The organism is Streptomyces doebereineriae, from assembly GCF_031845645.1.
GTDB classification, from domain to species: domain Bacteria; phylum Actinomycetota; class Actinomycetes; order Streptomycetales; family Streptomycetaceae; genus Streptomyces; species Streptomyces canus.
Genome location: NZ_JAVREZ010000003.1, coordinates 168,041 through 193,548 on the forward strand (window position 1 = coordinate 168,041; position 25,508 = coordinate 193,548).

The 25,508-nt window shown below is 69.5% G+C and carries 25 protein-coding genes; 9 read left to right on the forward strand and 16 right to left on the reverse strand.

All coding sequences use genetic code 11. The features are described 5' to 3' along the window. Nucleotides 1–133: 133 nt before the first annotated feature. Complete coding sequence (gene dapA, locus RNB18_RS10330; protein ID WP_311713826.1) at nt 134–1,027, forward strand: 4-hydroxy-tetrahydrodipicolinate synthase; 894 nt, start codon at nt 134–136, stop codon at nt 1,025–1,027. On the opposite strand, the gene RNB18_RS10335 is transcribed toward dapA, so the two are convergent. The 6 genes from RNB18_RS10335 to RNB18_RS10360 all read right to left on the reverse strand — a co-directional run bounded on the left by RNB18_RS10335 (nt 1,028) and on the right by RNB18_RS10360 (nt 5,751). Then, complete coding sequence (locus tag RNB18_RS10335; protein ID WP_311713827.1) at nt 1,028–2,281, reverse strand: YncE family protein; 1,254 nt, start codon at nt 2,279–2,281, stop codon at nt 1,028–1,030. Beyond that, nucleotides 2,278–2,847 carry a SigE family RNA polymerase sigma factor gene (locus tag RNB18_RS10340; RefSeq protein ID WP_311714251.1) on the reverse strand — a complete coding sequence of 190 codons (570 nt, stop codon included), beginning with the start codon at nt 2,845–2,847 and terminating at the stop codon, nt 2,278–2,280. The genes RNB18_RS10335 and RNB18_RS10340 overlap by 4 nt, the downstream gene beginning before the upstream one ends. Before the next feature lie 150 nt (nt 2,848–2,997). Next, nucleotides 2,998–3,213, reverse strand: coding sequence for a hypothetical protein (locus RNB18_RS10345; protein ID WP_059206192.1), 216 nt, complete (start codon nt 3,211–3,213; stop codon nt 2,998–3,000). Nucleotides 3,214–3,338: 125 nt separating this feature from the next. Further along, nucleotides 3,339–4,328, reverse strand: a complete 990-nt coding sequence (gene dapD / locus RNB18_RS10350) for a 2,3,4,5-tetrahydropyridine-2,6-dicarboxylate N-succinyltransferase (RefSeq protein WP_311713828.1) — start codon at nt 4,326–4,328, stop codon at nt 3,339–3,341. 554 nt (nt 4,329–4,882) lie between these two features. Then, on the reverse strand, nt 4,883–5,431 hold the full coding sequence (locus tag RNB18_RS10355; RefSeq protein ID WP_311713829.1) for a TetR/AcrR family transcriptional regulator: 549 nt from the start codon (nt 5,429–5,431) through the stop codon (nt 4,883–4,885). Beyond that, nucleotides 5,431–5,751, reverse strand: coding sequence for a DMT family transporter (locus RNB18_RS10360; RefSeq protein WP_057618334.1), 321 nt, complete (start codon nt 5,749–5,751; stop codon nt 5,431–5,433). The genes RNB18_RS10355 and RNB18_RS10360 overlap by 1 nt, the downstream gene beginning before the upstream one ends. Before the next feature lie 216 nt (nt 5,752–5,967). On the opposite strand from RNB18_RS10360, the gene RNB18_RS10365 reads away from it, so the two are divergent. The 3 genes from RNB18_RS10365 (at nt 5,968) to RNB18_RS10375 (ending at nt 9,954) form a co-directional block, all read left to right on the forward strand. Next, the gene (locus tag RNB18_RS10365) at nt 5,968–6,780 is read left to right on the forward strand and encodes an AbfB domain-containing protein (RefSeq protein ID WP_311713830.1); all 813 of its coding nucleotides are present in this window, start codon (nt 5,968–5,970) and stop codon (nt 6,778–6,780) included. Nucleotides 6,781–7,075: 295 nt separating this feature from the next. Further along, nucleotides 7,076–9,664, forward strand: a complete 2,589-nt coding sequence (locus tag RNB18_RS10370; RefSeq protein WP_311713831.1) for a tetratricopeptide repeat protein — start codon at nt 7,076–7,078, stop codon at nt 9,662–9,664. 140 nt (nt 9,665–9,804) lie between these two features. Further along, nucleotides 9,805–9,954: a hypothetical protein gene (locus tag RNB18_RS10375; protein WP_311713832.1), complete on the forward strand. Its 150-nt coding sequence runs from the start codon at nt 9,805–9,807 to the stop codon at nt 9,952–9,954. A 55-nt stretch (nt 9,955–10,009) separates the two neighbouring features. Here RNB18_RS10375 and RNB18_RS10380 read toward each other — a convergent pair whose 3' ends face one another. The 8 genes from RNB18_RS10380 to RNB18_RS10415 form a co-directional block, all read right to left on the reverse strand. Then, a complete protein-coding gene (locus RNB18_RS10380; protein WP_028809645.1) occupies nt 10,010–10,342 on the reverse strand; it encodes a metal-sulfur cluster assembly factor in 333 nt (110 codons plus the stop codon). After that, nucleotides 10,339–10,809 carry a Fe-S cluster assembly sulfur transfer protein SufU gene (sufU, locus tag RNB18_RS10385; RefSeq protein WP_311713833.1) on the reverse strand — a complete coding sequence of 157 codons (471 nt, stop codon included), beginning with the start codon at nt 10,807–10,809 and terminating at the stop codon, nt 10,339–10,341. Before sufU ends, RNB18_RS10380 begins: the two co-directional genes overlap by 4 nt. Before the next feature lie 16 nt (nt 10,810–10,825). Beyond that, entirely contained in the window at nt 10,826–12,082 is a 1,257-nt protein-coding gene (locus RNB18_RS10390) for a cysteine desulfurase (RefSeq protein WP_311713834.1), read from the reverse strand. After that, a complete protein-coding gene (gene sufC, locus RNB18_RS10395; RefSeq protein ID WP_311713835.1) occupies nt 12,079–12,843 on the reverse strand; it encodes a Fe-S cluster assembly ATPase SufC in 765 nt (254 codons plus the stop codon). The genes RNB18_RS10390 and sufC overlap by 4 nt, the downstream gene beginning before the upstream one ends. 7 nt (nt 12,844–12,850) lie before the next feature. After that, nucleotides 12,851–13,168, reverse strand: a complete 318-nt coding sequence (locus tag RNB18_RS10400) for a non-heme iron oxygenase ferredoxin subunit (protein ID WP_057618340.1) — start codon at nt 13,166–13,168, stop codon at nt 12,851–12,853. Continuing rightward, on the reverse strand, nt 13,168–14,349 hold the full coding sequence (gene sufD, locus RNB18_RS10405; RefSeq protein ID WP_311713836.1) for a Fe-S cluster assembly protein SufD: 1,182 nt from the start codon (nt 14,347–14,349) through the stop codon (nt 13,168–13,170). Before sufD ends, RNB18_RS10400 begins: the two co-directional genes overlap by 1 nt. A 61-nt stretch (nt 14,350–14,410) precedes the next feature. Continuing rightward, nucleotides 14,411–15,835 (reverse strand): Fe-S cluster assembly protein SufB, encoded by a 1,425-nt coding sequence (sufB, locus tag RNB18_RS10410; protein WP_057618342.1) that lies wholly within the window; start codon nt 15,833–15,835, stop codon nt 14,411–14,413. After that, entirely contained in the window at nt 15,832–16,575 is a 744-nt protein-coding gene (locus RNB18_RS10415) for a helix-turn-helix transcriptional regulator (RefSeq protein ID WP_057618343.1), read from the reverse strand. The genes sufB and RNB18_RS10415 overlap by 4 nt, the downstream gene beginning before the upstream one ends. A 161-nt stretch (nt 16,576–16,736) precedes the next feature. On the opposite strand from RNB18_RS10415, the gene RNB18_RS10420 reads away from it, so the two are divergent. The 3 genes from RNB18_RS10420 to RNB18_RS10430 are packed head-to-tail and all read left to right on the forward strand — an operon-like array spanning nt 16,737 to nt 19,307. Further along, a complete protein-coding gene (locus RNB18_RS10420; RefSeq protein WP_311713837.1) occupies nt 16,737–17,606 on the forward strand; it encodes an aminoglycoside N(3)-acetyltransferase in 870 nt (289 codons plus the stop codon). 10 nt (nt 17,607–17,616) lie between these two features. Continuing rightward, the gene (locus RNB18_RS10425; protein ID WP_311713838.1) at nt 17,617–18,540 is read left to right on the forward strand and encodes an ABC transporter ATP-binding protein; all 924 of its coding nucleotides are present in this window, start codon (nt 17,617–17,619) and stop codon (nt 18,538–18,540) included. Then, on the forward strand, nt 18,537–19,307 hold the full coding sequence (locus RNB18_RS10430) for an ABC transporter permease (protein ID WP_311713839.1): 771 nt from the start codon (nt 18,537–18,539) through the stop codon (nt 19,305–19,307). Before RNB18_RS10425 ends, RNB18_RS10430 begins: the two co-directional genes overlap by 4 nt. Nucleotides 19,308–19,314: 7 nt before the next feature. Here RNB18_RS10430 and RNB18_RS10435 read toward each other — a convergent pair whose 3' ends face one another. After that, entirely contained in the window at nt 19,315–22,659 is a 3,345-nt protein-coding gene (locus tag RNB18_RS10435; RefSeq protein WP_311713840.1) for an ABC transporter substrate-binding protein, read from the reverse strand. A gap of 144 nt (nt 22,660–22,803) precedes the next feature. On the opposite strand from RNB18_RS10435, the gene RNB18_RS10440 reads away from it, so the two are divergent. Next, nucleotides 22,804–23,706 carry a hypothetical protein gene (locus tag RNB18_RS10440; RefSeq protein ID WP_311713841.1) on the forward strand — a complete coding sequence of 301 codons (903 nt, stop codon included), beginning with the start codon at nt 22,804–22,806 and terminating at the stop codon, nt 23,704–23,706. 102 nt (nt 23,707–23,808) lie between these two features. Continuing rightward, nucleotides 23,809–24,831, forward strand: a complete 1,023-nt coding sequence (locus RNB18_RS10445) for a COX15/CtaA family protein (RefSeq protein ID WP_311713842.1) — start codon at nt 23,809–23,811, stop codon at nt 24,829–24,831. Here the strand turns inward: RNB18_RS10445 and RNB18_RS10450 are convergent. Further along, nucleotides 24,786–25,502 (reverse strand): nucleotidyltransferase domain-containing protein, encoded by a 717-nt coding sequence (locus tag RNB18_RS10450; protein WP_311713843.1) that lies wholly within the window; start codon nt 25,500–25,502, stop codon nt 24,786–24,788. The two genes, RNB18_RS10445 and RNB18_RS10450, sit on opposite strands and share 46 nt — an antisense overlap. Nucleotides 25,503–25,508: the final 6 nt, after the last annotated feature.

The following is a 25,508-nucleotide window of genomic DNA, read 5'->3' on the forward strand; positions in this document are numbered from 1 at the left end:
GTCGTGCACCGTCCTGACCATGGTGACCCATGCGGGCCCGATTTGGACATAGGGCCTTTTCGCAGCATCGCTTACCGGTACACCGTAGAAGAATTAAGTGGAGCTTCACGGTCGGTGTGCCGAGACTACGCGTATGACGACACCCGCCCCGCCCTTCGGCCGCGCCCTCTGCGCCATGATCACGCCCTTCGACGAGGCCGGCGCCCTCGATCTCGACGGCGCGCAGGCGCTCGCCGACCACCTGGTGACGGAGGGCTGTGACGGGCTCGTCCTCTCCGGCACCACGGGCGAGTCGCCGACCACGACGGACGCCGAGAAGGCCGCCCTCGTCACGGCGGTACGGGAGGCGGTGGGCGAGCGGGCGTCGGTGGTGGCGGGGGTGGGCACCTTCGACACCCGGCACACGGTGGAGCTGACCCTCGCGGCCGAAAAGGCGGGCGCGGACGGGGTGTTGGTGGTCAGCCCCTACTACAGCAGGCCACCGCAGGACGCGCTGGAGGCACACTTCAGGGAGATCGCGGACGCCTCCGGACTGCCCGTCATGCTCTACGACATCCCGGGCCGCACCGGCACCCGCATCGAGCCGGAGACGATGATCCGGCTCGCCGAGCACCCCCGGATCGTCGCGGTCAAGGACTGCTCCTACGACCTTCTCGGCACCCAAAAGGTCCTGAACCGCACGGAGTTGGCGTACTACGCGGGCTGCGACGAGCACATCCTCGCCCTGTACGCGGTGGGCGCGGCGGGCTACGTCAGCACGGTGGCCAACGTGGTTCCGGCTCAACTCCGCGCGATCCTGGACATGTTCGAGGCGGGCGACACCCCCGTGTCCGCCCGCCTCCAACAACGGGCCACGCCGCTGATCGAGGCGATGATGTCGGCGGGCCTGCCCGGCACGGTCACTGCCAAGGCCCTCCTCCACGCGCTCGGTCTCCCCGCGGGCCCGGTCCGCGCCCCGCTGCGGCCCGCCGGCCGGGAGGCGGCCGACGGGCTGCTGGCGGAGTACGAACGACTCGTGGCCGCCTGATCAGGGCTGGGCGAAGACCGGCTCCCAGCGTCCGGCGTTCCCCGCGTTGCCCGCTTCGCCCTCGATGCCCTCGTCGCTCTGCCGGAAGCCGCTGAGCGGGGTCTCCTTGTCGCTGCCGATGGTGACCAGCACGAGCCGCTGATGGAACTCGCTCTTGTCGTTCTTGCCGATGTCCCAGGCGATGAGCTGCTTGTTGCCCACCCAGGCGAGCAGCTGCTGTCCGTGCACCTCGGTCGTCTCACCGGTCGCGGCATCGACGATCCAGGAGGAGGTCTTCCACCTCTTGCCCGCGAATTCACCGGCGACGAGGCTGCCGTCCGGCGACTTCCCCGCGTCCACATACCACTGCAGGTGCTTGTCCTTCGCCGGTGTGGGGACCTTGTTGCCCTTGAGGTCCCAGAACTCCTTGCCGATGTCCCCCATGGGGTTCCCGGACCAGACGTGCAGGCCGTCGTCGGTGAGGGCGAAGTCCTGGCGGGAGTTGAGGACGGAACCCCCGAGCTCGCCGTCGTCGGAGGCGAGCTTCACCTCGTTCCAGTCGCCCTTCCCGGAGGCCACGTCGAGGACGTAGAAGCCGGAGCGGCTCGACGTCCACTCCGGGCTCCATTCGATGTCGCCCTCGGTCTTGACCCGCAGATCGGGATTCTTGGCGTACGTCGTCGCGACCAGCTTGCGGCCGTCCCGGGAGAAGGCAAGCCCGCCGACCCCGCGTTCGACCGGGATCCACCGCTCGACCTTGCCGGTGGTCAGATCGAGCAGGCCGATCCGCGAGGTGGGCAGGTCCTGTTCGAGGACGGCGGCGGTCTTCGCGCCGGGCGCGACGGCGACCCAGGACCAGTCCACGGTTTTGGCGTACTTGCCGGTCTTCGGGTTCAGCAGGTGGTAGGTGCGCTGGTAGACGGCGGTCTCCGCGGTCTTCTTGACCGTGTCCGGGATGAAGTACCCGGCCAGGGTCGTGCCCCCGACGGAGATCTCCTCGCGCGGTGGCGACTGGTCGGGGTGGGCCTTCGTCTTCTTCTCCACCACGACGCCACCGCCCCCCGAGGGCCGTACGTCGTGCTTGCCGGAGTCCAGCAGCGGCACCCCGACCCCGACGGCGACCACGGCCACCGTGACGACCGCGGCGGCCGCGATCCTGCGGGTACGGCGGCGGCGCCGGACGGCGAGCACCCGGTCGGCGAACCCCGCTGCCGCGGGGGGCTGTTCGGCGGCTTGCTCGCGCAGCGCGTCGCGCACGATGTCGTCGACGTTCACTGACGCACCTCCACGGGCGAGTAGTCACGGGACTCGGACCGCTCGGCCTGGGCGGGCCCGAGGGCGGCCAGTTCGGGCGCGAGCTGACGCAGCCGGGCCAGCGAGCGGTGGGTGGTGGACCGTACGGTTCCGACGGAGCAGCCGAGGAGCCGCGCCACGTCGGCCTCGGGCAGGTCCTCGAAGTAGCGCAGCACCAGCACGGTGCGCTGGCGTGCGGTGAGCCGGGACAGGGCCTGGCGCATCACCAGGCGCAGTTCGGCCGCGGCGGCGGTGTCGGCGCCGGGCTCGCCGCTGCCCGCTGGTTCGGGCGGCTCGGCGACACTGACCTCCCGGCGGGGCCACTTCAGCCGCCAGCGGCTGACCTGCTGGCGGTAGAGGACCTGCCGTACATAGGCCTCGGGTTCGTCGATCTTCTGCCACCGCCCGGCCGTCTTGACCAGGGCGTTCTGCAACAGGTCCTCACCGGCGTGCTGGTCTCCCCCGCACAGCAGCACAGCGGTCTTCAGCAGGGCGGACGATCTGCTGTCCACGAAGTCCCGGAAACTCTCCAGCCCTTCGGCATTCATCGTCACCTTCTCTTCCCCGGCGACGCCTGTGCGCCGCCCCTCCGACCCTTGTGACGCGTGCCGTGGCCCGCCGCTATGCCACCGCCACGAAAAAAAAGTCGCCGTAGCGGAATTCGATCCGCTACGGCGACTTCCACACGAGGTGGCGGGTCAGTTCCAGGAGTACCCGTCGCCGATCAGCAGCAGGTGTTCCAGCACGTCCTCCATCGGGTCGTCGACCTGGCCGACGTTGACCAGGCCGACCCGGGGCCCGTTGTGCGAGGCGGTGTTGGTCTCGTCGGCGTGCGCGCTGCCGACGGGCACGAGACACACCGTCGCCAGGACCGTCAGCCCGCGAGCCACCGCCCTCTTCCGCACATTCCTCATCGCTCGACCCCTCGTTCGTCGTTTCGGCTTCTGATCGGACTCTGCGTCCACCCGTTCATCTGCTGAAACACGTCAGAGGTCACGCCGAGTAACCCGTAAGTGATCTTTGTCAGTGCCGGAGCGGCTCAGTTGTGGCTGTGCAGGATGTCGTTGAGGCCGCCCCAGACCGCGTTGTTCGGGCGGGCCTCGACCGTGCCGGTGACCGAGTTGCGGCGGAAGAGGATGTTCGAGGCGCCGCTCAGCTCACGGGCCTTGACGATCTGGCCGTCGGGCATGGTGACCCGGGTGCCCGCGGTGACGTAGAGACCGGCCTCGACGACGCACTCGTCGCCGAGCGCGATGCCGACGCCCGCCTCGGCGCCGATCAGGCAGCGCTCGCCGATGGTGATGCGGACGTTGCCGCCGCCGGAGAGCGTGCCCATGGTGGAGGCGCCGCCACCGATGTCGGAGCCGTCGCCGACCACGACACCGGCGGAGATGCGGCCCTCGACCATCGACGTGCCGAGCGTGCCCGCGTTGAAGTTGACGAAGCCCTCGTGCATGACGGTGGTGCCGGCGGCGAGGTGCGCGCCGAGGCGGACCCGGTCGGCGTCGGCGATCCGGACGCCCTTGGGGGCCACGTAGTCCGTCATGCGCGGGAACTTGTCGACCGAGGTGACGGTGAGGAACAGACCCTCGGCGCGGGCGTTGAGCCGCACCTTCTCGATCTCGTCCACGGCGACCGGGCCGAGCGAGGTCCAGGCGACGTTGGGGAGGAGGCCGAAGATGCCGTCCAGGCTCTGGCCGTGCGGCTGGACCAGTCGGTGCGACAGCAGGTGCAGACGCAGGTAGGCGTCGTGCGTGTCGAGCGGCTTCTCGTCGAGGGAGGCGATGACCGTGCGGACCGCGATCACCTCGACGCCACGGCGGGCGTCCGGCCCGATCGCCTTGGCGGCACCTTCGCCGAGCAGTTCGACGGCCTTCTCGGCCGACAGCCGCTCGGTACCGGCGGGGCCGGGCTCGGCCGAGAGTTCGGGAGCGGGGAACCAGGTGTCGAGTACGGTGCCGTCGGCGGCGACGGTGGCGAGGCCTGCGGCGATGGCGCCGGTGGTGCGCGGAGCAGTCGTGTCGGTCATGAGGGAAACCTAACCGGCACAGGCCATACGATGCGAACCCTGCACGGGGACGTCTCAGGAGTCGGGCGGCCCGACCCCCGGCCGTCATCACGTGACACCCAGCAGAAGATCACCTGGGCCGGTAGGGCTCACCCGGGCCGGCGGGGATCACGGGCGGACGGTGGGGACACCCTGGGCCGGCTGGGGGCCACCCGCCGTCAGTTGAGCTCACGGGGGCCCACGGGAATCACCCGAAGCCATGGGGGTCACCTGCGGTCGGCGGGGCTCAGCCGTGGTCGGGGGGGCACCCGGGGTCGGGCGGAACCGCCCACGGTCGCGCAGACCACGTGCGGCGACGGGGACCACCCGCGGTCGGCGGAGACCATCCGGTCGGCCGGGACCACGCACGGTCGCGCAGACCACCCGCGGTCGGCGGGGACCATCTGCGGTCGGCGGAGACCACCCACAGTCGCGCAGACCACCCAGGCCGACCGGGACCTCCCGCAAACGGCGGAGATCACCCAGGCCAACGGGAGCCAGCCACGGTCCGCCGGAACCGCCCACGGTCGCGCGGATCACCCGCGGCCGGTGGGGATCACCCGTCCCAGTACCTCCCGTGCATACCCCTCGTCGTACGGCGCCCCGGTCAGCAGCACCTGGAGGCAGATCCCGTCGGCCAGGGCGACCAGCGCCCGTGCCGTGACCGGGTCCGTGCGGTGGGCGAGGCGTTCGGCGAGGTCGTCGGCCCATTCGGCGGCGACGGGGCGCAGGGCGGGACGGCGCAGGGCGGCGAGGTACAGCTCGTACTCCAGCTCGACGCCGGTGCGGTCGCCGCCGAGCCAGTCGCCGAGGACGCGGGCGAGGCCGGCGGCCAGGTCACCGCCGGGGTCGTCCAGGGCGCCGTTCGCGGCGACCGCCTTGGCGAAGCCCTCGCTGGCCTGGCGCAATGCCGCGACCATCAGCTCATCGAGGCTCTTGAAGTGGTACGTCGTCGAACCGAGCGGCACATCGGCCTCGGCGGCGGCGCTGCGGTGACTGAGCCCCGCGAGCCCCTTCTCCCCCACGACCCGGATGGCCGCGTCGATGATCCGCTGCCGCCGCTCGGGATCATGCCGCCGCGCCATCAGTGCGCCCCGCCCAGGTTCAGCACCACGACCCCCAGGATGATCAGCGCGATCCCGGCGGCCTTGGTGGCCGTCATCCCCTCCCCGAGGAAGAGCATCCCGATCCCGACGATGGCCGCGGTGCCCACCCCGGCCCAGATCGCGTAGGCCGTGCCGACCGACACCGTCTTGAGCGTCTGGGCGAGCAGCGCGAAGGAGAGGACGTATCCCAGCACGGTCAGCAGTGAGGGCCCGAGCCGACTGAAGCCCTCGGTGTACTTCATGGCCGTGGTCGCTCCGACCTCGGCGGCGATGGCTCCGGCGAGCAGCAGGTATCCCATGTGTACGAGCGTACATAACGGCGGGTTGCCGTCGTCGCGTGTGGGCGGGCCGAGAGCCCGCTGAGCGAGGAATGTGGAAACCGGCCGGTTCAAAGGGCTGCTCGGGACCGCCGGTAACCACTAGTGTTCCCCCGGAAACACTTGTGTTTCACCATTCACATACCGCGCCACCACAGCAGCGGCACGTCGCCTCGCGCCGCGCCGGAGGAACAGCGCATGCCCGAAGACAAGTCCCGGCCGCCCCAGAACCGCCCCTGGGAGAACGGCTGGACGTTGGACACCTCCCGCACGCCCGGCACCCGACGGCTCTATCTCGCCGGGGCGCTGGCGGTGGCCACGATCATCGCCTGCGTCGCGGCGATAGCCGCCACTGACAACAAAGGTGACGATTCGTCAAAAACCGCACGGGACGATGGAGGTCTGATCTCCTTCTCCTCGCAGCCCGCGACGACCACGGCACCGCAGGGCGACAGCGGCCTCTCGTCGGTGTCCCCCACTCCCCGGGGCCCCCGGCAGCAGGGCACCGGCCCCACCGTCGCGGTCACGGCCACCCCGAATCCGCCCAAGCCCACCGCCTCCAAGGGCAGTTCGTCCAAGCCGAAGCCCTCGGTGACCTACCGTTCGGTGCGCTCGGTCAACTACCCCGACCGCTATTGGCACGTGGACGACGGCTATGTGGGCCTGGACCCGGTCCGCGGTTCGGAATCCCGCGAGGATTCCACCTTCCAGCAGGTCAAGGGCCTGGCGAACGCCTCCTGTTACTCCTTCACCACCCATGACGGCAAGTACCTGCGCCACCGCAACTTCGTCCTGCGGGCCGACCGCGACGACGGCTCGTCCCTCTTCCGGCAGGACGCCACGTTCTGCCCCCGGGACGCCGCCTACACCAGCGCGACGATGCTGGAGTCGGTGAACTACCCCGGCTACTTCCTCCGCCACAGCAACTTCGTGATCCGCCTGGAACGCTTCGAGTACAGCTCGCAGTATCTGTCGGACTCGTCGTTCCAGCTGGTGGCAGGATTGGGCTGAAGCCGTCGGGGGGCGTATGGCGAAGGAAGCGAAGTACCCAGAGTTCGGTGCGGCAGTGCGGAGCCACATTTCTGACTCCGGACTCACGCTCGACCGTATCGACGAAGCGTCGCGGAAGTCTCGGCGCATACGCCTGACTCGGACGACGCTGAGCAGCTGGCAGACCGGACAGAGTCGGCCGCAGAGTTGGGCGGCGCTGGAAAGCCTCCTCACCATCGTCAGTGAGCTGTCCGGCATCTCTTGGAACCGAAAGAGATGGCAGGGTCTCTACGGGGGCACGACGGCAGAGCCGTCCATGCCCTCGTCATCGGCCAAGCCCAACCCCTCACACACCCTCGTGCGTGATGCCGACCCCGTCCTGCTGGGCGTACGCCAGGCACGTAAGTCGGCAGAGCACGGTCCGGTGCCGCCCTATGTCGAAAGAGACGCCGACCACGAGATCGATAAGGCCCTCCAAGCGGCAGCGGTCGGCGGCGGTCTGGTCCTGATCAGAGGGGATTCCACCGCCGGCAAGTCCCGTGCGGCGTTCGAAGCGATGTCCCGTGCGCTGTCCGACCGGCGGTTGCTGATCCCCGGGCGCGGCATGTCGCTGGACTCCTGCGTCGAAGAGGCCCGCGCCCTGTCCCGCCGAGGTCATCAGTGCGTGGTGTGGTTGGACGACCTTGAGCACTACCTGGGTCCGTCCCTGCTCGATCAGGTCGTCCTGCGTGAGCTGGTCTGTCTGCGAGCCGTTCTCCTCGCCACCATGCGGCTGTCGGAGTACGACCGTCGCACGCCTCGGCTGACAGGAACAGCGAAGGGGGACGACGCCTATTCCCGGATCGATCTCAGCGACCCGGTACTCAAGGCTGCCCACATCATCGACCTGCGACGCAGATGGAGCGACGCCGAACTCGCTCGCACCGGGACCCAGACCGATCCGCGGCTCCTCGAAGCGCTGCGCCACCACAAGCGATATGGCATCGCCGAATACGTCTCCGCGGGCCCGCCTCTGTGGGACCGCTGGCACAACGCCCGCTATCTGGGCGGAAATCCGCGCGGACACGCCCTGGTGTCGACGGCCGTCGACCTGGCCCGCTGCGGGCTCGTCCCGGTGTCCACCGAGCTGATCGCCTCGCTGCACTCCCGCTACCTCGCAGACGAGGAGAGCGCAATGCTCTCGCCGGAGCCTCTGGAAGAGGCCATGGCATGGGCCTGCCAGGACCCTCTCGGGGCGAGCCGACTCCTGATGCCCGCCGGACAGGACCTGTGGCGCCCCTTCGACTACCTGGTCGACACCCTGTCCCAGTTGCCCGACGCACCTCCCGTTCCCGATGCCGTCCGCGAGACCGCCGTGGAGCACGCGAGGTCTGTTCAGGAGCGCTACAGCGTGGGTGTCTCCTGCTACCGGGCCGAGCGGATCGATCTGGCGTTGCGTGCCTTCCTGCCGTCCGCCGAAACAGGTCACGTGGACTCCATGCTGTACGTCGGCTCCATCTTCCTGGACCAGAACAGGGAGGCAGAAGCAGAAACCTGGTGGCGTCGGCTGGCGAAGGCGGGCAACGCCCGAGGCATGCTCAACCTGGGAGTTCGGTCCCACCGCAAAGGGCAGCGGAAGAAGGCTGAAAAGTGGTGGCGCCGGGCCTTCGACGCGGGGTTGCCCGACGCCGCGGCCAGGCTGGCCAATGTTCATGAGGACCGCGGCGAGCATGAGGAAGCCGAAAGGCTGTGGCGCATCGCGCTCGACGCGGAGGTCCCGGAGGCCTACTTCCGCTTCGGTCTCCTCGCCTATCAGCGAAACGAGTACGAGGAAGCGGAACGGCTCTATCTGGAGGGGGCCCAAAGAGGCCACCGCGAGTGCACCACGAACCTGGCCCAGGTGTTCCTCGCACGGGAAGACTACGAGGAGGCAGAGAAGCTCTACCTCATTGCCGCAGAGGCAGGGGACTGCGTGGCCATGCGTGCCCTCGGACTCCTCAATGAGTGGCGCGGTCGAATCCATCCTGTGGACGAGGACCCGGAGGAGCGCAGTCGGCGGATCGGTGAGTCTCTACAGAATCTCTTCCACGAGGCCGAACGGGAAGGGAAGTGGAACGGGGCGGCCAGGAGTGCCAGGGAGTGGTACCAGCGTGCCTTCGACAGTGGTGACCTGACGTCCTTGCGGCTCCTCGGAAATCTCTATCAACGGCGTGCCAAGTACGGGAAGGCTCACAAGTGCTACCGACGTGCCGCCAAGCTAGGTGACCCTGCGTCCGCCGCCTACTTCAACAAGCCCGTTCTCGCCTACGTCCGGGCGCACGACGTCCCCTTCGACGAAGAGGACAAGTGGGACGAGACCCCTTGGCGGCCGAGTCCACGCACGCTTCGCGTTCTTGAGGCGGCCTTGGAAATCGAGGCGGACATGGCTGCCGAGGGATTGAAGGAGCTCCAGGACCGACCGATCACGACCTCGGACTGGGCCATCGGCTGCTTCGACGTTCTGCCATCGCAGACCTGGAACCAGAGCCTGGTCTGGCGGCAACAGATGATCCAGACTTTCGATGACCTCGCCAAGGACATCAAGGAGGGGCATTCGCCCCGCCCTCGCAGCACAGGTGAGGAAATGGCACTGCATCTCGCGCTGGAACACGCCGCGGCGATCACGGAGGACAGCCCCGACCTGGCCGAGGAGTTCACCGAAGGGCTCCCCGAACAACCCGACGACTACGACTGGTTCACCTGCAAGGATCTTCTGTTCGAGGACCACGACGTGCTGATGCTGTACGAGCCGTGGATGGAGGGGATCGAGGACCCCGGGGACAGCGTGAACCAGCACATGGACATGGCGAACCTCCATCCCGATGACTGGTTCAAACCGTTCCGGAGTGAGGACGCCCGCGATCCCGACCGGGATTTCCGGTACTGAACCGGACCGGTCCGGATATCCCGTCCACCCTTCGTGACCTGCGAGGACCGTGCTCCGAGCGCGGTCGTCACAGGCGGGACGGCACCTCGTGGAGATTCGATCACCCGGTCCGCACATCCGGTTCCGTCGAAAGGCACACCGTGTCCCTGCCCGAGGTGCTCCTCCTGTTGCTCGTCCCGCTGATCTGCGTGCTCTCCCTGCTCGTGGCCTTCCTCGCCGCGCTCCGCGGGCTGCACGGGAATCAGCGAATCAGCGCCTTTCGGACGTTCGTCCGTGCAATGCGCCGCTGAACGGAGCGAGGCCCCCGGAACATCTCCGGGGGCCTCGACGGGGTCGATCGGCTGCTCAGACGTTGAAGCCGAGCGCCCGAAGCTGCTCCCGGCCGTCGTCCGTGATCTTGTCCGGCCCCCACGGCGGCATCCACACCCAGTTGATGCGGAGTTCGCTCACGAGGCCGTCCGTGGCGGACTTGGCCTGGTCCTCGATGACGTCCGTCAGCGGGCAGGCCGCCGAGGTCAGGGTCATGTCGAGGGTCGCGATGTTCGCGTCGTCGATGTGGATGCCGTAGATCAGGCCGAGGTTGACGACGTCGATGCCCAGCTCGGGGTCGACGACGTCGTACAACGCCTCGCGGACCTCTTCCTCCGACGCCGGCTTCATCTCAACGGTCTCGCTCATGCGGTCTTCCTTTCGACGTCGGCGTCGGCGCCCAGCGCCTGGGCCGTCGCGTCCTTCCACGCCATCCAGCTGAGGAGGGCGCACTTGACCCGGGCCGGGTACTTGGAGACACCGGCGAACGCGACCGCGTCCTCCAGCACCTCTTCCATCGCGTCGTCGGGCTCGATCCTGCCCTTCGACTGCATCAGTTCCAGGAAGGTCTCCTGGATCTTCTGCGCCTCCGCCAGGTCCTTGCCGACCAGCAGATCGTTCAGGACGGACGCACTGGCCTGGCTGATCGAGCAGCCCTGGCCCTCGTACGAGACATCCTCGATCGTCTTGCCGTCGTACTTCACACGGAGGGTGATCTCGTCGCCGCACGTCGGGTTCACATGGTGCACCTCGGCGTCGCCATCCCTCAGACCACGCCCGTGCGGGTGCTTGTAGTGGTCCAGGATGACTTCCTGGTACATCGAGTCCAGCTTCACGGTTTCAGCACGCCCTTCAGCCGAAGAAGTTCCGTACGTGCTCCAGCCCCTCGACCAGTGCGTCGATCTCGGCCGGCGTGGAGTACAGATAGAACGACGCTCGCGTGGTCGCGGGAATTCCGTACCGCAGGCACACCGGCCGTGCGCAGTGGTGACCGACCCGGACCGCGATGCCCTGCTCGTCGAGGACCTGGCCCACGTCGTGCGGGTGGATGTCGCCGAGCGTGAAGGAGATCGCCGCGCCCCGGTCCTCGGCGGTGGCCGGACCGATGATCCTGAGGTCCGGGACCTCCGCGAGGCGCTTCACCGCGTACTCGGTGATCGCGTGCTCATGGGCGAGGATCTTGTCCATGCCGATCGCGTTCAGATAGTCGATGGCGGCACCCAGACCGACCGCCTGAGCGATCGGAGGCGTGCCCGCCTCGAACTTGTGCGGCGCCGGGGCGTACGTCGACGAGTGCATCGACACGGTCTCGATCATCTCGCCGCCGCCCAGGAACGGCGGCAGGTCCTCCAGGAGCTCCTGGCGGCCCCAGAGCACGCCGATACCCGTCGGGCCGCACATCTTGTGACCGGTGAAGGCCACGAAGTCGGCCTGGAGGGCCTGTACGTCAAGCGGCATGTGCGGCGCGGCCTGCGAGGCGTCGATGCAGACCAGCGCGCCGACCTCCTGCGCGCGGCGGACTATCGCCTCGACCGGGTTGACCGTGCCCAGGATGTTGGACACCAGCACGAAGGAGACGATCTTCGTCTTCTCCGTGATGATCTCGTCGATGTTGGACAGGTCGAGCCGGCCGTCGTCGGTCAGACCGAACCACTTCAGCTTCGCGCCCGTGCGCTGCGCGAGCAGCTGCCACGGCACGATGTTGGAGTGGTGCTCCATCTCGGTGATGACGATCTCGGTCTCGTGGTCCACGCGGTAGGGCTCGTCGGCCCAGCCCAGCATGTTCGCCACGAGGTTGAGCGACTCGGAGGCGTTCTTGGTGAAGATCACCTCGTCGCGGCTCGGCGCGTTGATGAAGGCGGCGACCTTGTCGCGCGCACCCTCGTACAGCGCCGTGGCCTCCTCGGCGAGCACATGCACACCGCGGTGGACGTTGGCGTTGTAGCGCTCGTAGTACTCACTCAGGGCGTCCAGTACCTGGCGCGGCTTCTGCGAGGTCGCCGCGTTGTCCAGGTAGACGAGCTTCCGGTCGTCGTGGACCAGACGGTCCAGGATGGGGAAGTCCTTGCGGATCGCCTCGGTGTCGAGGAGGCCCGGCAGCTGTGTCACGCGGATACGCCACCCTTCGTGTATGCCTCGTAGCCCTCGTTCTCCAGCTTGTCGGCGAGCTCGGCGCCGCCGGACTCGACGATGCGACCGCCGGAGAAGACGTGGACGAAGTCGGGCTTGATGTAGCGCAGGATGCGCGTGTAGTGCGTGATCAGCAGGGTGCCGACCTCGCCGGTCTCACGGACGCGGTTGACGCCCTCGGAGACGACCCGCAGGGCGTCGACGTCGAGGCCGGAGTCCGTCTCGTCGAGGATCGCGACCTTCGGCTTGAGCAGCTCGAGCTGGAGGATCTCGTGGCGCTTCTTCTCACCGCCGGAGAAGCCCTCGTTGACGTTGCGCTCGGCGAAGGCCGGGTCCATGTTGAGCCGCTGCATGGTCTCCTTGACCTCCTTCACCCACGTCCGCAGCTTGGGGGCCTCGCCGCGGATGGCGGTGGCGGACGTACGGAGGAAGTTGGAGACCGAGACGCCGGGGACCTCGACCGGGTACTGCATCGCCAGGAACAGGCCCGCGCGGGCGCGCTCGTCGACGGACATCTCCAGGACGTCCTCGCCGTCGAGCGTGACGGTGCCGCCGGTGATGGTGTACTTCGGGTGACCCGCGAGCGAGTAGGCGAGCGTCGACTTGCCGGAGCCGTTGGGGCCCATGATGGCGTGCGTCTCGCCCTGCTTCACGGTGAGGTCGACGCCCTTGAGGATCTCCTTCGTGGCGTTGTCGGCCTCGACGGTGACGTGCAGGTCTCGGATTTCAAGCGTTGCCATGGGTGCCTCAGGACTCCTGGGAAAGGGAGACGAGCACGTCGTCCCCTTCGATCTTTACGGGGTATACGGGGACGGGGCGCGTCGCGGGAAGGCCGGACGGTTTGCCGGTGCGCAGGTCGAAGCTGGAGCCGTGCAGCCAGCACTCGATCTGGCAGTCCTCCACCTCGCCCTCGGAGAGCGAGACGTTCGCGTGCGAGCAGATGTCGTGGATGGCGAACACCTCCCCCTCGGTCTGCACGACCGAGACCGGCGTGCCGTCGAGTTCCACCCGCTTCGGGGTGTCCTCCTCCAGCTCGCTCAGCCCACAGGCGCGTACGAAAGCCATCAGACGGTGGCCTCCAGCTCCTCGTCGATCTTCACGAGAAGGCGCTCTTCGATGTCGTCGACGCCGATCTGCTGGACCAGCTCGGCGAAGAAGCCGCGGACGACGAGGCGCCGGGCCTCGTCGGCCGGGATGCCGCGGGCCATCAGATAGAAGAGCTGCTCGTCGTCGAAGCGGCCGGTCGCACTCGCGTGGCCCGCTCCGACGATCTCGCCGGTCTCGATCTCGAGGTTCGGCACGGAGTCGACCCGGGCGCCGTCGGTGAGGACGAGGTTGCGGTTCATCTCGTACGTGTCCGTGCCCTCGGCCTTGGCCTCGATGAGCACGTCACCGATCCACACCGCGTGGGCGCCCTCGCCCTGGAGCGCGCCCTTGTAGGCGACGTTCGACTTGCAGTGCGGGGTGTTGTGGTCGACGAGGAGGCGGTGCTCCTGGTGCTGGCCGGCGTCGGTGAAGTACAGGCCGAACAGCTCGGCCTCGCCGCCGGTGCCGGCGTAGGCGACGCGGGGGTGCAGCCGGACGAGGTCGCCGCCGAAGGTGACCACGAACGACTTGAAGGTGGCGTCCCGGCCGATCAGCGCGTTGTGCTGGGCCACGTGCACGGCCTTGTCGTCCCAGTCCTGGACGGAGACGACGGTCAGCTTGGCGCCGTCCCCGAGGACGTAGTCGAGGTTGGCGGCGAGTACGGCGTCACCGGTGTGGTCGATGACCACCACGGCCTCGGCGAAGGCTCCGAGCTCCACGACCTGGTGGGCGTAGGCGGTCCCGCCCTCGCCGTGCACGGCGATACGGATCGGCTCGGTGAGCACCGTCTCCTTGGGGACGGTGATCACGCCGGCCTTCTCGAACGCCGAGTACGCCTGGGCGGCGATGCGGTCCACCGGGGTGCCGGCCTTGCCGAGCCGGGCGTCGTCGCGGCCGACGGTCTCGATCACGACCCCCTCGGGCGCCGCGATGTCGACCTTCACACCGTCGCCGGTGGCGACCGCGGTGCCGTCGTGCAGCCCGCGCAGTCGCTCCAGCGGCGTGAACCGCCACTCCTCCTCGCGGCCGTGGGGGACCGGGAAGTCCGCCACGTCGAAGGACGGGGGCGCGCTCATGCGCGTGGCGACGGTCGACTCGGCGGCCACCGCGATCTGGCCGGCGGTCGTGCTGCCCACCGGGATGTTCTGAGCCTCAGCCATGGCTGTCGGTCTGCTCTCTTCCTACGTCAGATTTCGCTAGCTGCTGTTGGGGAGACCGGTCTTAACCGACCGCGCCTTCCATCTGCAGCTCGATCAGCCGGTTGAGCTCGAGGGCGTACTCCATGGGGAGTTCCTTCGCGATGGGCTCGACGAAGCCGCGCACGATCATGGCCATCGCCTCGAACTCGCTCAGACCACGGCTCATCAGGTAGAAGAGCTGGTCCTCGGAGACCTTGGAGACGGTCGCCTCGTGGCCCATGGACACGTCGTCCTCGCGGACGTCCACGTAGGGGTACGTGTCGGAGCGGGAGATGGTGTCGACGAGCAGCGCGTCGCACAGCACGTTGGACTTCGAGCCGTGCGCGCCCTCGCCGATCTCGACGAGACCGCGGTAGGACGTACGGCCGCCACCGCGCGCCACCGACTTGGAGACGATGTTGGAGGAGGTGTTCGGCGCCATGTGGACCATCTTGGAGCCGGCGTCCTGGTGCTGGCCCTCGCCCGCGAAGGCGATGGACAGGGTCTCGCCCTTGGCGTGCTCGCCCATCAGGTAGACGGCCGGGTACTTCATCGTCACCTTGGAGCCGATGTTGCCGTCGATCCACTCCATGGTCGCGCCCTCGTACGCCACGGCGCGCTTGGTGACCAGGTTGTAGACGTTGTTCGACCAGTTCTGGATGGTCGTGTAACGGCAGCGGGCGTTCTTCTTGACGATGATCTCGACGACCGCGGAGTGCAGCGAGTCCGACTTGTAGATCGGCGCCGTACAACCCTCGACGTAGTGCACGTAGGCACCCTCGTCGACGATGATCAGGGTCCGCTCGAACTGGCCCATGTTCTCCGTGTTGATACGGAAGTAGGCCTGGAGCGGGATCTCCACGTGCACGCCCTTCGGCACGTAGATGAAGGAGCCGCCGGACCACACCGCGGTGTTGAGCGACGCGAACTTGTTGTCGCCGACCGGGATGACGGTGCCGAAGTACTCCTTGAAGAGCTCCGGATGCTCCTTCAGGGCCGTGTCGGTGTCCAGGAAGATGACGCCCTGCTCCTCCAGGTCCTCACGGATCTGGTGGTAGACGACCTCGGACTCGTACTGGGCCGCGACACCGGCGACGAGGCGCTGCTTCTCCGCCTCGGGGATGCCGAGCTTGTCGTACGTGTTCTTGATGTCCTCGGGCAGGTCCTCCCAGGACTCCGCCTGCTTCTCCGTGGAACGCACGAAGTACTTGATGTTGTCGAAGTCGATGCCGGAGAGGTCCGAGCCCCAGTTCGGCATGGGCTTCTTGCCGAACAGGCGCAGACCCTTGAGGCGGAGCTTGGTCATCCACTCCGGCTCGTTCTTCTTGGCGGAGATGTCCCGGACGACGTCCTCGTTGATACCGCGCTTGGCAGAGGCACCAGCCACGTCGGAGTCGGCCCAGCCGTATTCGTAGTTGCCCAGACCCTCGAGCTCGGGGTGGGCAGTCTCCTCGATGGGGAGTGTCATGCGGGGTTCCTCCCGGCGGTACTTGCGGATGCGTTATCAGTGGTCTGGGAAATCTTGGGGATGAACGTCGTGCAGACGCCGTCGCCGTGCGCGATGGTCGCCAGTCGCTGGACGTGCGTTCCGAGCAGCTGGGAGAAGATCTCGGTCTCCGCGTCACAGAGCTGGGGGAACTTCTCAGCGACATGGGCCACCGGGCAGTGGTGCTGGCAGAGCTGCTCGCCGACCGGTGCGCTCCGCGCCGTAGCAGCGTACCCGTCCGCGCTCAGGGCCTTGGCCAGGGCTTCGGTGCGCTCCTCGGGGGCGGCGGCCTCGACGACCTTGCGGTATTCCTCAGCCTGCGCGGCGATCCTCGCGCGCGCAAAGGCCACGACCGCCTCGTCCCCGCCGAACCGCTCCTGGATCCAGCTCAGGGCGTCCGCGGCGAGCTTGTCGTACGACTGGTCGAAGGCGTCCCGGCCGCAGTCGGTGAGTGCGAAGACCTTGGCGGGGCGGCCACGCGTCCGCGCGCCGTACACCCGCTGCTCCCGCGCCTCCACGACCTCGTCGGCCGCCAGGGCGTCCAGATGACGTCGTACGGCCGCATGGGTGAGACCCAGTCGGCCGGCCAGCTCGGCGACGGTCGACGGGCCGTGGTCCAGGATGGATCGCGCGACGCGGTTGCGGGTGGACCGCTCACCGGTCGCGAGCTCCTCCTGAGGGGCCCCCGTGGGGGTCTCCCGAGCCTCGCCGACGTTTTTCACAACGCCATTGTTGCGTAATTCCTCAGGACCGGGCAACCCGCGTCCCACCCGATGGACGGTGCCCTGCATCACTTAGGCATCCCTAACCTGACCTGGGAGAACGATCTTTGATCGATCAAACCGGTGGCATATCGCGGCCCTGTCAGGGACACTCCGGAACCATGCCGACACCACCTCCCACCGGCCCACTTGTCACCCGCGACACCCTCGCGGGGCAGCTGCGCGAACTGGGTGTCCGCAGCGGCGAGATCCTCCTCGTGCACTCCTCCCTGAGCGCCCTCGGCTGGGTCTGCGGAGGCTCGGTCGCGGTGGTCCAGGGACTGCTCGACGCCCTCGGCCCGGACGGCACCCTCGTGGTCCCCACCCAGACCGGCGACCTCTCCGACCCGGCGGTGTGGAGCAACCCGCCGGTGCCCGAGGAGTGGTGGGACACGATCCGGGCGACCATGCCCGCCTACGACCCCCTCGTCACGCCCTCGCGCGGGGTCGGCGTGATCCCGGAGACGGTGCGCACCTGGCCCGGCGCCCGGCGCAGCGCGCACCCGCAGACCTCCTTCGCGGCGATAGGCCCCCGCGCGCATGCGGTCCTGGACGGCCACGCCCCCGACTGCCGCCTCGGCGAGCACAGCCCGCTGGCCCGCCTCGAGGCCCTCCACGCGCGCGTGCTGCTCCTCGGCGCGGGCTACGACACCTGCACGAGCTTCCATCTCGCCGAGTACCGCGTCCCGGCCCCGCTGGTGAGGGTCGGCCGCCCGGGACCGGACGGGTGGGAGGTGGTGACGGAGGTCTCGATCACCTCGGACCGCTTCGACGAACTGGGCCACGACTTCGAGCGCGACCGGGCCGTCGTCGTACGCGGAAAGGTGGGCGCGGCCGACGCTCGGCTGTTCCCGGTGGCGGACGCCGTGCGGTACGCGCAACGGTGGCTGACGCTGCACCGGTCACGGGAGGACACCCCCTGGAACGCCCTGGGTGGAGATCCGGGTGGAGATCCTGCACCCGCCCGACTGCGGCGCGGACGGCGAACCTAGACTCGGGCCCATGCGAAGTGAGCCCGTGGTCCAGGTCCACGCCCTGGTGAAGCGGTACGGCACCAAGACCGCCGTGGACGGCCTCGACCTGGTGGCCCGGGCGGGCGTGACCGCCGTACTCGGGCCCAACGGAGCGGGCAAGACGACGACGGTCGAGACCTGCGAGGGATACCGTCAGCCGGACTCCGGCACGGTCCGGGTCCTGGGCCTCGACCCGGTGCGGCAGGCCCGTGAGCTGCACCCGAGGATCGGCGTGATGCTGCAGTCCGGGGGCGTGTACTCGGGTGCCCGGGCCGACGAGATGCTGCGGCACGTGGCCAAGCTCCACGCACACCCGCTCGACGTGGACGCGCTGATCGAGCGGCTGGGCCTCGGCAACTGCGGCAGGACGACGTACCGGCGGCTGTCCGGCGGCCAGCAGCAGCGGCTGGCGCTCGCCATGGCCGTGGTCGGCCGCCCGGAGCTGGTGTTCCTGGACGAGCCGACCGCCGGCCTGGACCCGCAGGCCCGCCGCGGGACCTGGGACCTGGTCCGCGACCTGCGCGCGGACGGCGTCTCGGTCATCCTCACCACGCACTACATGGACGAGGCCGAGCAGCTCGCCGACGACGTGGCGATCATCGACGGCGGCCGGGTCATCGCCCAGGGCACGCCGGAGGAGCTGTGCCGGGGCGGCGCCGAGAACACCCTGCGCTTCATGGGCCGCCCCGGGCTCGACGTGGGCTCTCTCCTGAAGGCCCTCCCCGCCGACTGCTCGGCGGCGGAACTGACCCCCGGCTCCTACCGGGTGGTGGGCAAGGTCAATCCACAACTGCTGGCGACGGTGACGTCCTGGTGCGCCCAGCACGGCGTGATGCCGGAGAAGATCTCGGTGGAACGGCACACCCTGGAAGACGTGTTTCTGGAGCTCACGGGCAAGGAGCTGCGCGCGTGACGGCCACCGGTATGTACACCCCGAAGCCGGGCGCGGCACCGCTGGGACGCATGATCGCGACCCAGGCGGTCCTGGAGACGAAGATGCTCCTGCGCAACGGCGAACAGCTCCTGCTGACGGTGGTGATCCCGACCCTGGTTCTGGTCCTGTTCAGCTCGGTGGACATCATCGACACGGACGAGGGCAAGGCGGTGGACTTCCTCACCCCCGGCGTCCTGGCCCTCGCCGTCATGTCGACGGCCTTCACGGGCCAGGCGATCGCGACCGGCTTCGAACGCCGATACGGCGTCCTGAAGCGCCTGGCCTCCTCCCCGCTCCCCCGCTGGGGCCTGATGACGGCGAAAACGGCATCCGTCCTGGTGACGGAGATCCTCCAGGTGATCCTGCTGACAGTGATCGCCTTCGCGCTGGGCTGGTCCCCGCACGGCAACCCGTTGTCCGTGCTGCTCCTGCTGATCCTGGGCACAGCGGCGTTCTCGGGCCTCGGCCTCCTGATGGCAGGCACCCTGAGGGCGGAGGCGACCCTGGCCGCGGCGAACCTGGTCTTCCTCCTGCTGCTGGTGGGCGGCGGAGTGATGGTCCCCCTGTCCAAGTTCTCTTCAGGCGCCCAGGACGTACTGCGCCTGCTGCCGATCACGGCCCTGTCGGACGGCCTGCGGGACGTGCTGCAGCACGGGGCCGGGGTGCCATGGGGCGACCTGGGGATTCTGACGGTGTGGGCCGTGGCGGCCCTGGCCCTGGCCGGACGCTTCTTCCGCTGGGAGTGAGTCGGGGTCAGCGGACCCACATCTGGGACACGATCGGGCCGAAGGCCGGCGTCGCCTGATAGTTGCCGAGGCGGGTCGACGTGAAGGCCACCTGCTTGAAGTTCACCACAGGGAGCCAGAGCGCCTCGTCGATGACCCTCCGGTCGATCCGGGTCCACAGCTGCCGCGCTCTGCCGGGATCGACGCGCTCGGCGGCCTGCGCCGTGTCGACGAGCCGGTCGAAAGACGGAGAGCAGTACTCGGCGTAGTTCAGGGTGCCGGGACCGTCGGCCGGCTTGAAGCCGTCACAGGTGAGGAGGGGGGTGAAGAAGGTGCCCGAGGACGGATAGTCGGGCGTCCACCCCTGGAACACCAGCTGGGCCCGTGTCCGCGAGTCCCCCACCGTGTTCCAGTAGCGGTCGTCAGGCAGAACGTGCAAGGTCGCCCGGTAGCCGAGTTCGTCCAGGAGGTCCACGAGGTACGCGGCGGCGCGGCGGGCGGACTCCATCCTCCAGGTCCACACCCCCACCGTCATGCCCCGGGTGCCCGACTCCGCGATCAGCTTCCTGGCCCTGGCGAGATCGGGCCCCCGCCACACGCCGTCCGCGCCCGGCTCCCGCGTGTACGGACAATAGGACCCATAGCCGGGAAAGCCCTTGGGCAGGGACTGGCAGGTGGACGACACGATCTGGGACCCGCCCATCAGGTCCACCAGCCGGTCGCGGTCCACGGCGTAGGACAGCGCCCGCCTGACCCGCCGGTCGTCGAAGGGCGGCACCCTCGTGTTGAACGTCTCGTACACCGTGAAGAACGAGGAGCTCGTGTGCAGGCGCGTCGGATACCGCACGGCGAGCTGCCGGAGATAGGACGATTCGGGGTTGGTGTTCAGCTGGATCGCCAGGTCCGCCCGACCGGCGTTCACCTCTGCCACCTGTTGCTGCGTCGTTTCCAACGTCCGCCAGCGGATGACGTCGGGATATCCGGCCGGCTGGGCCACATGGGACCACTCCCGGAAGAACGGGTTCCGCTTCAGCGTGAGCTGCTTGCCCTTCCGGTAGTCGGCCACCTGGTACGGGCCGGTCGCGGGCAGTGGACGGAAGCCGACGTTCGGGTCCTGGACACCTGGAGGCGTCGGCACGACGAACATCGTGAGCTTGTACAGAAACGCCGGGTCCGCAGCGGTGAGGTGGAAGGTCACCGTGTTCATGTCGTCGTCGGTGCTGATCCCGTGCGAGAGGTCGCACCGCTGTGGACGGGCCACACACGCGGCGCCGCCGACGATCCTCGTGAAGTACCCGGGATTGCCTTCGTGGGTGGTCAGAGCCCGCCGGGCGCCCCGCAGGAAGTCAGCCGGTGCGACCCGGCGGCCGTCGGAGTACCGCAGCCCCCGGCGCAGTGCGAACGTGTAGGTGCGCCCGCCGTCGGTGGGCCGCGGGAGTTCGTCGGCCAGGTCCGGAACCAGGGTGAGCTCCGATCCGCCGGGCGACTGGCGCCAGCCCACGAGGTGGTCGTAGGCGACGCTGAGGGCCAGGCCGGCCTCCGCGTTGTAGACGCTCGCCGGATCGATGCCGTAGTCGATCGCACCACCCCAGCCCAGCACGGTCAACGTGCCGCCCCGGTGTCCCGGCGCCGCGAGGGCGCGTCCCGCCGCCCACACCGTGCCCCCGGCCAGGGCGAGCCCCCGCGGCGCGCTGCCTGTGGGGATCGTGCGCAACGGCCGGCCCGTACGGGGATCGAGCCGGACGACGGTGGCGTCGTACTCGTTGCTCACCCAGACGCCGTCCGGTCCCGCCACCACGGCACGAGGACCGTCACCCACCTCCTGAGTGGTGACCACGCCGGTGCGGGTGTCGATGCGGGAGACGGTGAGCGAGAGCCCGTTGGCGACCCACACCGCCTCCTGGGTGACGGCGATCCCCTGTGGTCCCGCGTCCACCAGGACGGGCCCGCGCGCCTGGGCCGTGCCGGCGTCGACCGGGGTCACCGTGCCGTCGAGGCTGTTGGCGACCCACACGGTCCGCTCACCCACACCGATACCCGCGGGCCCACCGCCCACCGCGACGGCCTTTCCGGCCCGTCCGGTCTCCGTGTCGATCCGCCGGACGGCGTTGTCCCCGCCGAGCGCGACCCACACCCCGGCGGGGCCGGCTGATATGGCCGAGGGCAGGTTGCCCACGGGCACCGTGTCGACGACCCTGTCGGCCGAGGCGTTGATCCGCGAGACCGTACCGTCCCCGCTGTTGGCCACCCACACGTCGTCGCCGCTCACCGCGACGGCGACCGGATCGGAGCCGACGGGGATGAGCTGCACGGCACGGGTCCGCGGATCGATACGGCTGACGGAGTCGTCACCGTTGTTCGCCACCCACACCGACCCGGCCCCGTACGCGAGCCCGTCCGGGCTCTGCCCCACCGGCACCGGCGCACCGGCATCGCCTGACAGCGCGCCGACGGTGTTGGCCGACAGCACCCGGGCGGCCGGGCGGGGCGCGCCGGCCCCGGAGACGAGGCCGGCGCACAGAGCGGCGATCGCCGTGAGGGCGACGCCCGGGGCCGCGAGGTGCCGGCGCCGCTGTCCTGGCACGGTTCGCGGTGGCGGAGACCCGGCGGCCGGGTCGTGCGCCAGGATCGCCCGGTGTACCCGCCGTACCGACTCGTCCGGGTCCAGGCCCAGTTCCTCCCGCAGCTGTTCCCGTAAGCGCTGGTAGCAGGTCAGGGCCTCGGCCTGCCGGCCGCACCGGTACAGGGCCAGCATCAGCTGCGCCGAGAGCCGTTCCCGCAGCGGATGCCCGGCGGCCAGCTGCTCCAGCTCGCCCACGACGGTCGTGTGTCGCCCCAGCGCCAGGTCCGCCTCGATCCGGGCTTCGAGCGCCGACAGGCGCAGTTCCTCCAGTCGGGCGGCCTCCCGCCGTACGAATCCGTGGTCACCCACGTCCTCCAGCACCGCGCCCCGCCACAGTGCGAGGGCGCGCCGAAGGGTCGTGCCCGCCTCGGCGTACCGGCCGGCGTCCAGCGCCTCCCGCCCCTCCCGCAGCCCGGCCTCGAAGCGGCCGGCGTCGGTGGCCAGGGGCCCGGCCCTCAGCAGGTAGCCGTGATTCCGGCTCTCGAGCACCTCGCCCGGGGCGCCGCGGGCCCGATCCGGCTCCAGCGCCCTGCGCAGATGGAAGACGTACGTCTGCACCGAGGTGACCGCCCCGTCCGGCGGTTCGCCGTCCCACACCTCGTCGATCAGCCGGTCCGTCGGGACCGTCCGGTTCAGCTCGACGAGCAGGAGGGCCAGCACGGCCCGTTGTCGCGGCCCGCCCAGCGGGAGAGCTGCGCCGGAACGCACGACTCGTAAGGGGCCGAGGATGGCGAACTCCGTGGCCGCCATGGCGCACCGCCCCCGTTCCAAGCCGGTGCCAAGGCCCTCCAAGCACCTGCCAAGGAGCCTAGCGACGCGAGGCGCTGAAGTGTGTCCCAGTTCACACAAATGTCGCTCGTCGAGGGATGTTGCGGCCGGAGAGAAAGAAGTGCCATGAACACACGACAGCGCCGTACGCTGCTGGGGCTCACCGCTGTGGCGACGGGGATGGGCATGTTCACCACGGCAGCGGACGCGGCGGTGCCTCCGCCGGAGGCACCACAGGCACCGGTGTCCGGTTACACGTACGTCGAACGGTCCAGCCGTCTCAGCTCCGACCCCGCGCGCTCCGTCAGCGCCCCCTGCCCGAGCGGCAAGGTGGTCCTGGCCGGCGGCGTGCGGATCGTGGGCGGCGGCGGTCGCGTGCTCCTGCGCGGCTCATATCCGGGCCACTCGGCGTCCGGGCACAGGTGGCTCGCGACAGCGGAGAGGATCGGTGGCAGGACCCCGGCCAGGTGGTACCTGCGGGCCTACGCGGTGTGCGCCGACAAGCCCGCGGGTCTGACGTATCGCACGGTCCCCTCGGCGTTCAACTCGAACAGCGGCAAGTCCATCACCGGCACCTGCCCCGCCGGTACACGGCTCGTCGGCGCCGGTGCCCGGCTGAGGGGCGCTAGTCACCGGGTCGGCATCAACTCCGTGACCATGACCCAGCTCACCCAGCGCTCTGCCTCGGCCCGGGCGGCGGAGGCGGTGGCCACGAACCTGCCCTGGTCCGTCGCGGTCCACCTCGCGTGCGCCGGGCCGCTCGCCGGCCAGACGTTCCGCGAGAGCGGCTGGAAGGCGGCCGTCGGCCGGGCCCAGTCCCGGACGGTGGTGGTCGACTGCCCGCGGGGCACCCGGGCGTTCGGCGCGGGCATGCGGCTGGCCGGAGCTTCGACCACGCTCAACCGTCTCGTCCCCGTTGAACTGCGCCCGACGCAGTCACCGGCCGGTGCTCGGGTGACCGTGTCCGAACTGGCACCCGGACGAGCCGCCACCTGGTACGTCAAGGCCCAGGTGATCTGCGCCCGCTGACCCTCCGGCACGGGGTGCGGAGAAAACGAGCGGGGTGCCCGAAACGGCGCCCCGCTCCCCCATCGCCCCCCTCGTGAACGCGTGCACAAGCGGCCCCCTACGATGGAACGCGTGCCGAACCTGACCCGCGCCGACGCCGTAGCGGCCGTCCGCAACCCGCTCGCCTTCATCGCCGCACGCTGGACCCCGACTCCCCGGACGGTTCAGCGGGCGGCTCTCGCCGCGCTCGTCATGGCGGTGGTCATCGTGGTCACCGGCGGGGCGGTGCGGCTGACCGGGTCGGGGCTCGGGTGCCCGACCTGGCCCACATGCACGGACGACTCGCTGACCGCGACCCGCGCGATGGGGGTGCACGGTGCCATCGAGTTCGGCAACCGGATGCTCACCTATGTGCTGTGCGCCGCCGTCGGGTGGGCGATCATCGCCGCGCGCTCCGAGAAGCCGTACCGGCGCAGCCTGACCCGGCTGGGCTGGGCACAGTTCTGGATCGTGATGAGCAACGCGATCCTCGGCGGCATCGTCGTCCTCGTGGGTCTCAACCCGTACACGGTGGCGGCGCACTTCGTGGCGACGACGGCCCTGATCACGGTCGCCGCCGTGATGTGGCAGCGCACCCGCGAGGGTGACACGGCACCCCGTCCGCTGGTCGGCAAGCCGGTGCAGCAGCTGGTGTGGTTCATGGTCGCCGCCGCCGCCCTGCTGATCCTCGTCGGCACCGTCGTGACCGGCGCCGGACCGCACGCCGGTGACTCCAGCGAGGTCGAGCGGATGCCGCTGGACTGGGAGACCGTGGCCAAGGTGCACGCCGTCCTGGCCTGGATCGTGGTGTCGCTGACCTTCGCACTGTGGTTCATCCTCAAGGCGGTCGACGCCCCCAAGGGCCCCCTGCACCGCACCCGCGACCTCTTCCTGGTCCTCCTCTCCCAGGGCGTCATCGGCTACGTCCAGTACTTCACCGACCTGCCCGAGTTCCTGGTCGGTCTGCACATGCTCGGCTCGGCCCTGGTGTGGATCGCGGTCCTGCGTGTCCTGCTGGCCCTGCGGGAACGGTCCGAGGGCGAGCCGACCGAAATCCCGGCTCAGTCGTACGCCGCCACCAGTTCGTCGATCGCCGGGCCCAGGTAGCCGCGGGTCAGCGCCGTTCTGTTCTCGACGGCGGGTCCGGGCTCGCCGTACCGGCGCCTCCGGATGTCCTCGACGACCTCCACGGGCGCCCCGAGCCCCGGCAGCAGTTCCAGTGCCTCGCGTTTCGAGATCAGTCGGCCCTCGCGCAGGGTCACGCTCGCCCGGGCGAAGGTCAGCAGCCCCAGGTCGACCCACACGTCCCGGGTCCACAGCGGGGCGTTGCCGAGGGCCGGGCGCCAGAAGTCGCGCTGGTCACGGACGACGAAGTCGGTGAGCTCGCGGTCCGACACCGGCGGCAGCAGTTCCGCGGGCGGTTTCCCCAGCAGCACCCGCCCGAAGCTGTGCAGTTCGCGCTGGGTCACCGCGGTGACCGGCCGCTTGAACAGCTCCTCGTACGCCCAGGTGAGGTGGCGGCGGCCCGGATCGGCCGACGGTGTCAGGTAGGTGCAGTGCAGCTGCCCGGACAGCGGCTCGGCCCGCAGCCGGGCGTGGGCCTTCGCCAGCCGCCAGACCGTACGGGGTGTCAGCGAGGGCAGGACGACGATCAGGTCCAGGTCGCTGCGGCCCTCCTGGTAGTCGCCGCCCGCGAGGGAGCCGTGGGCCCACACGGCGACGGGGTCGAGCGGGGCGAGCCCGGTCAGGAAGCGGTCGAGTAACACCTCGGTCTGCATGCACCC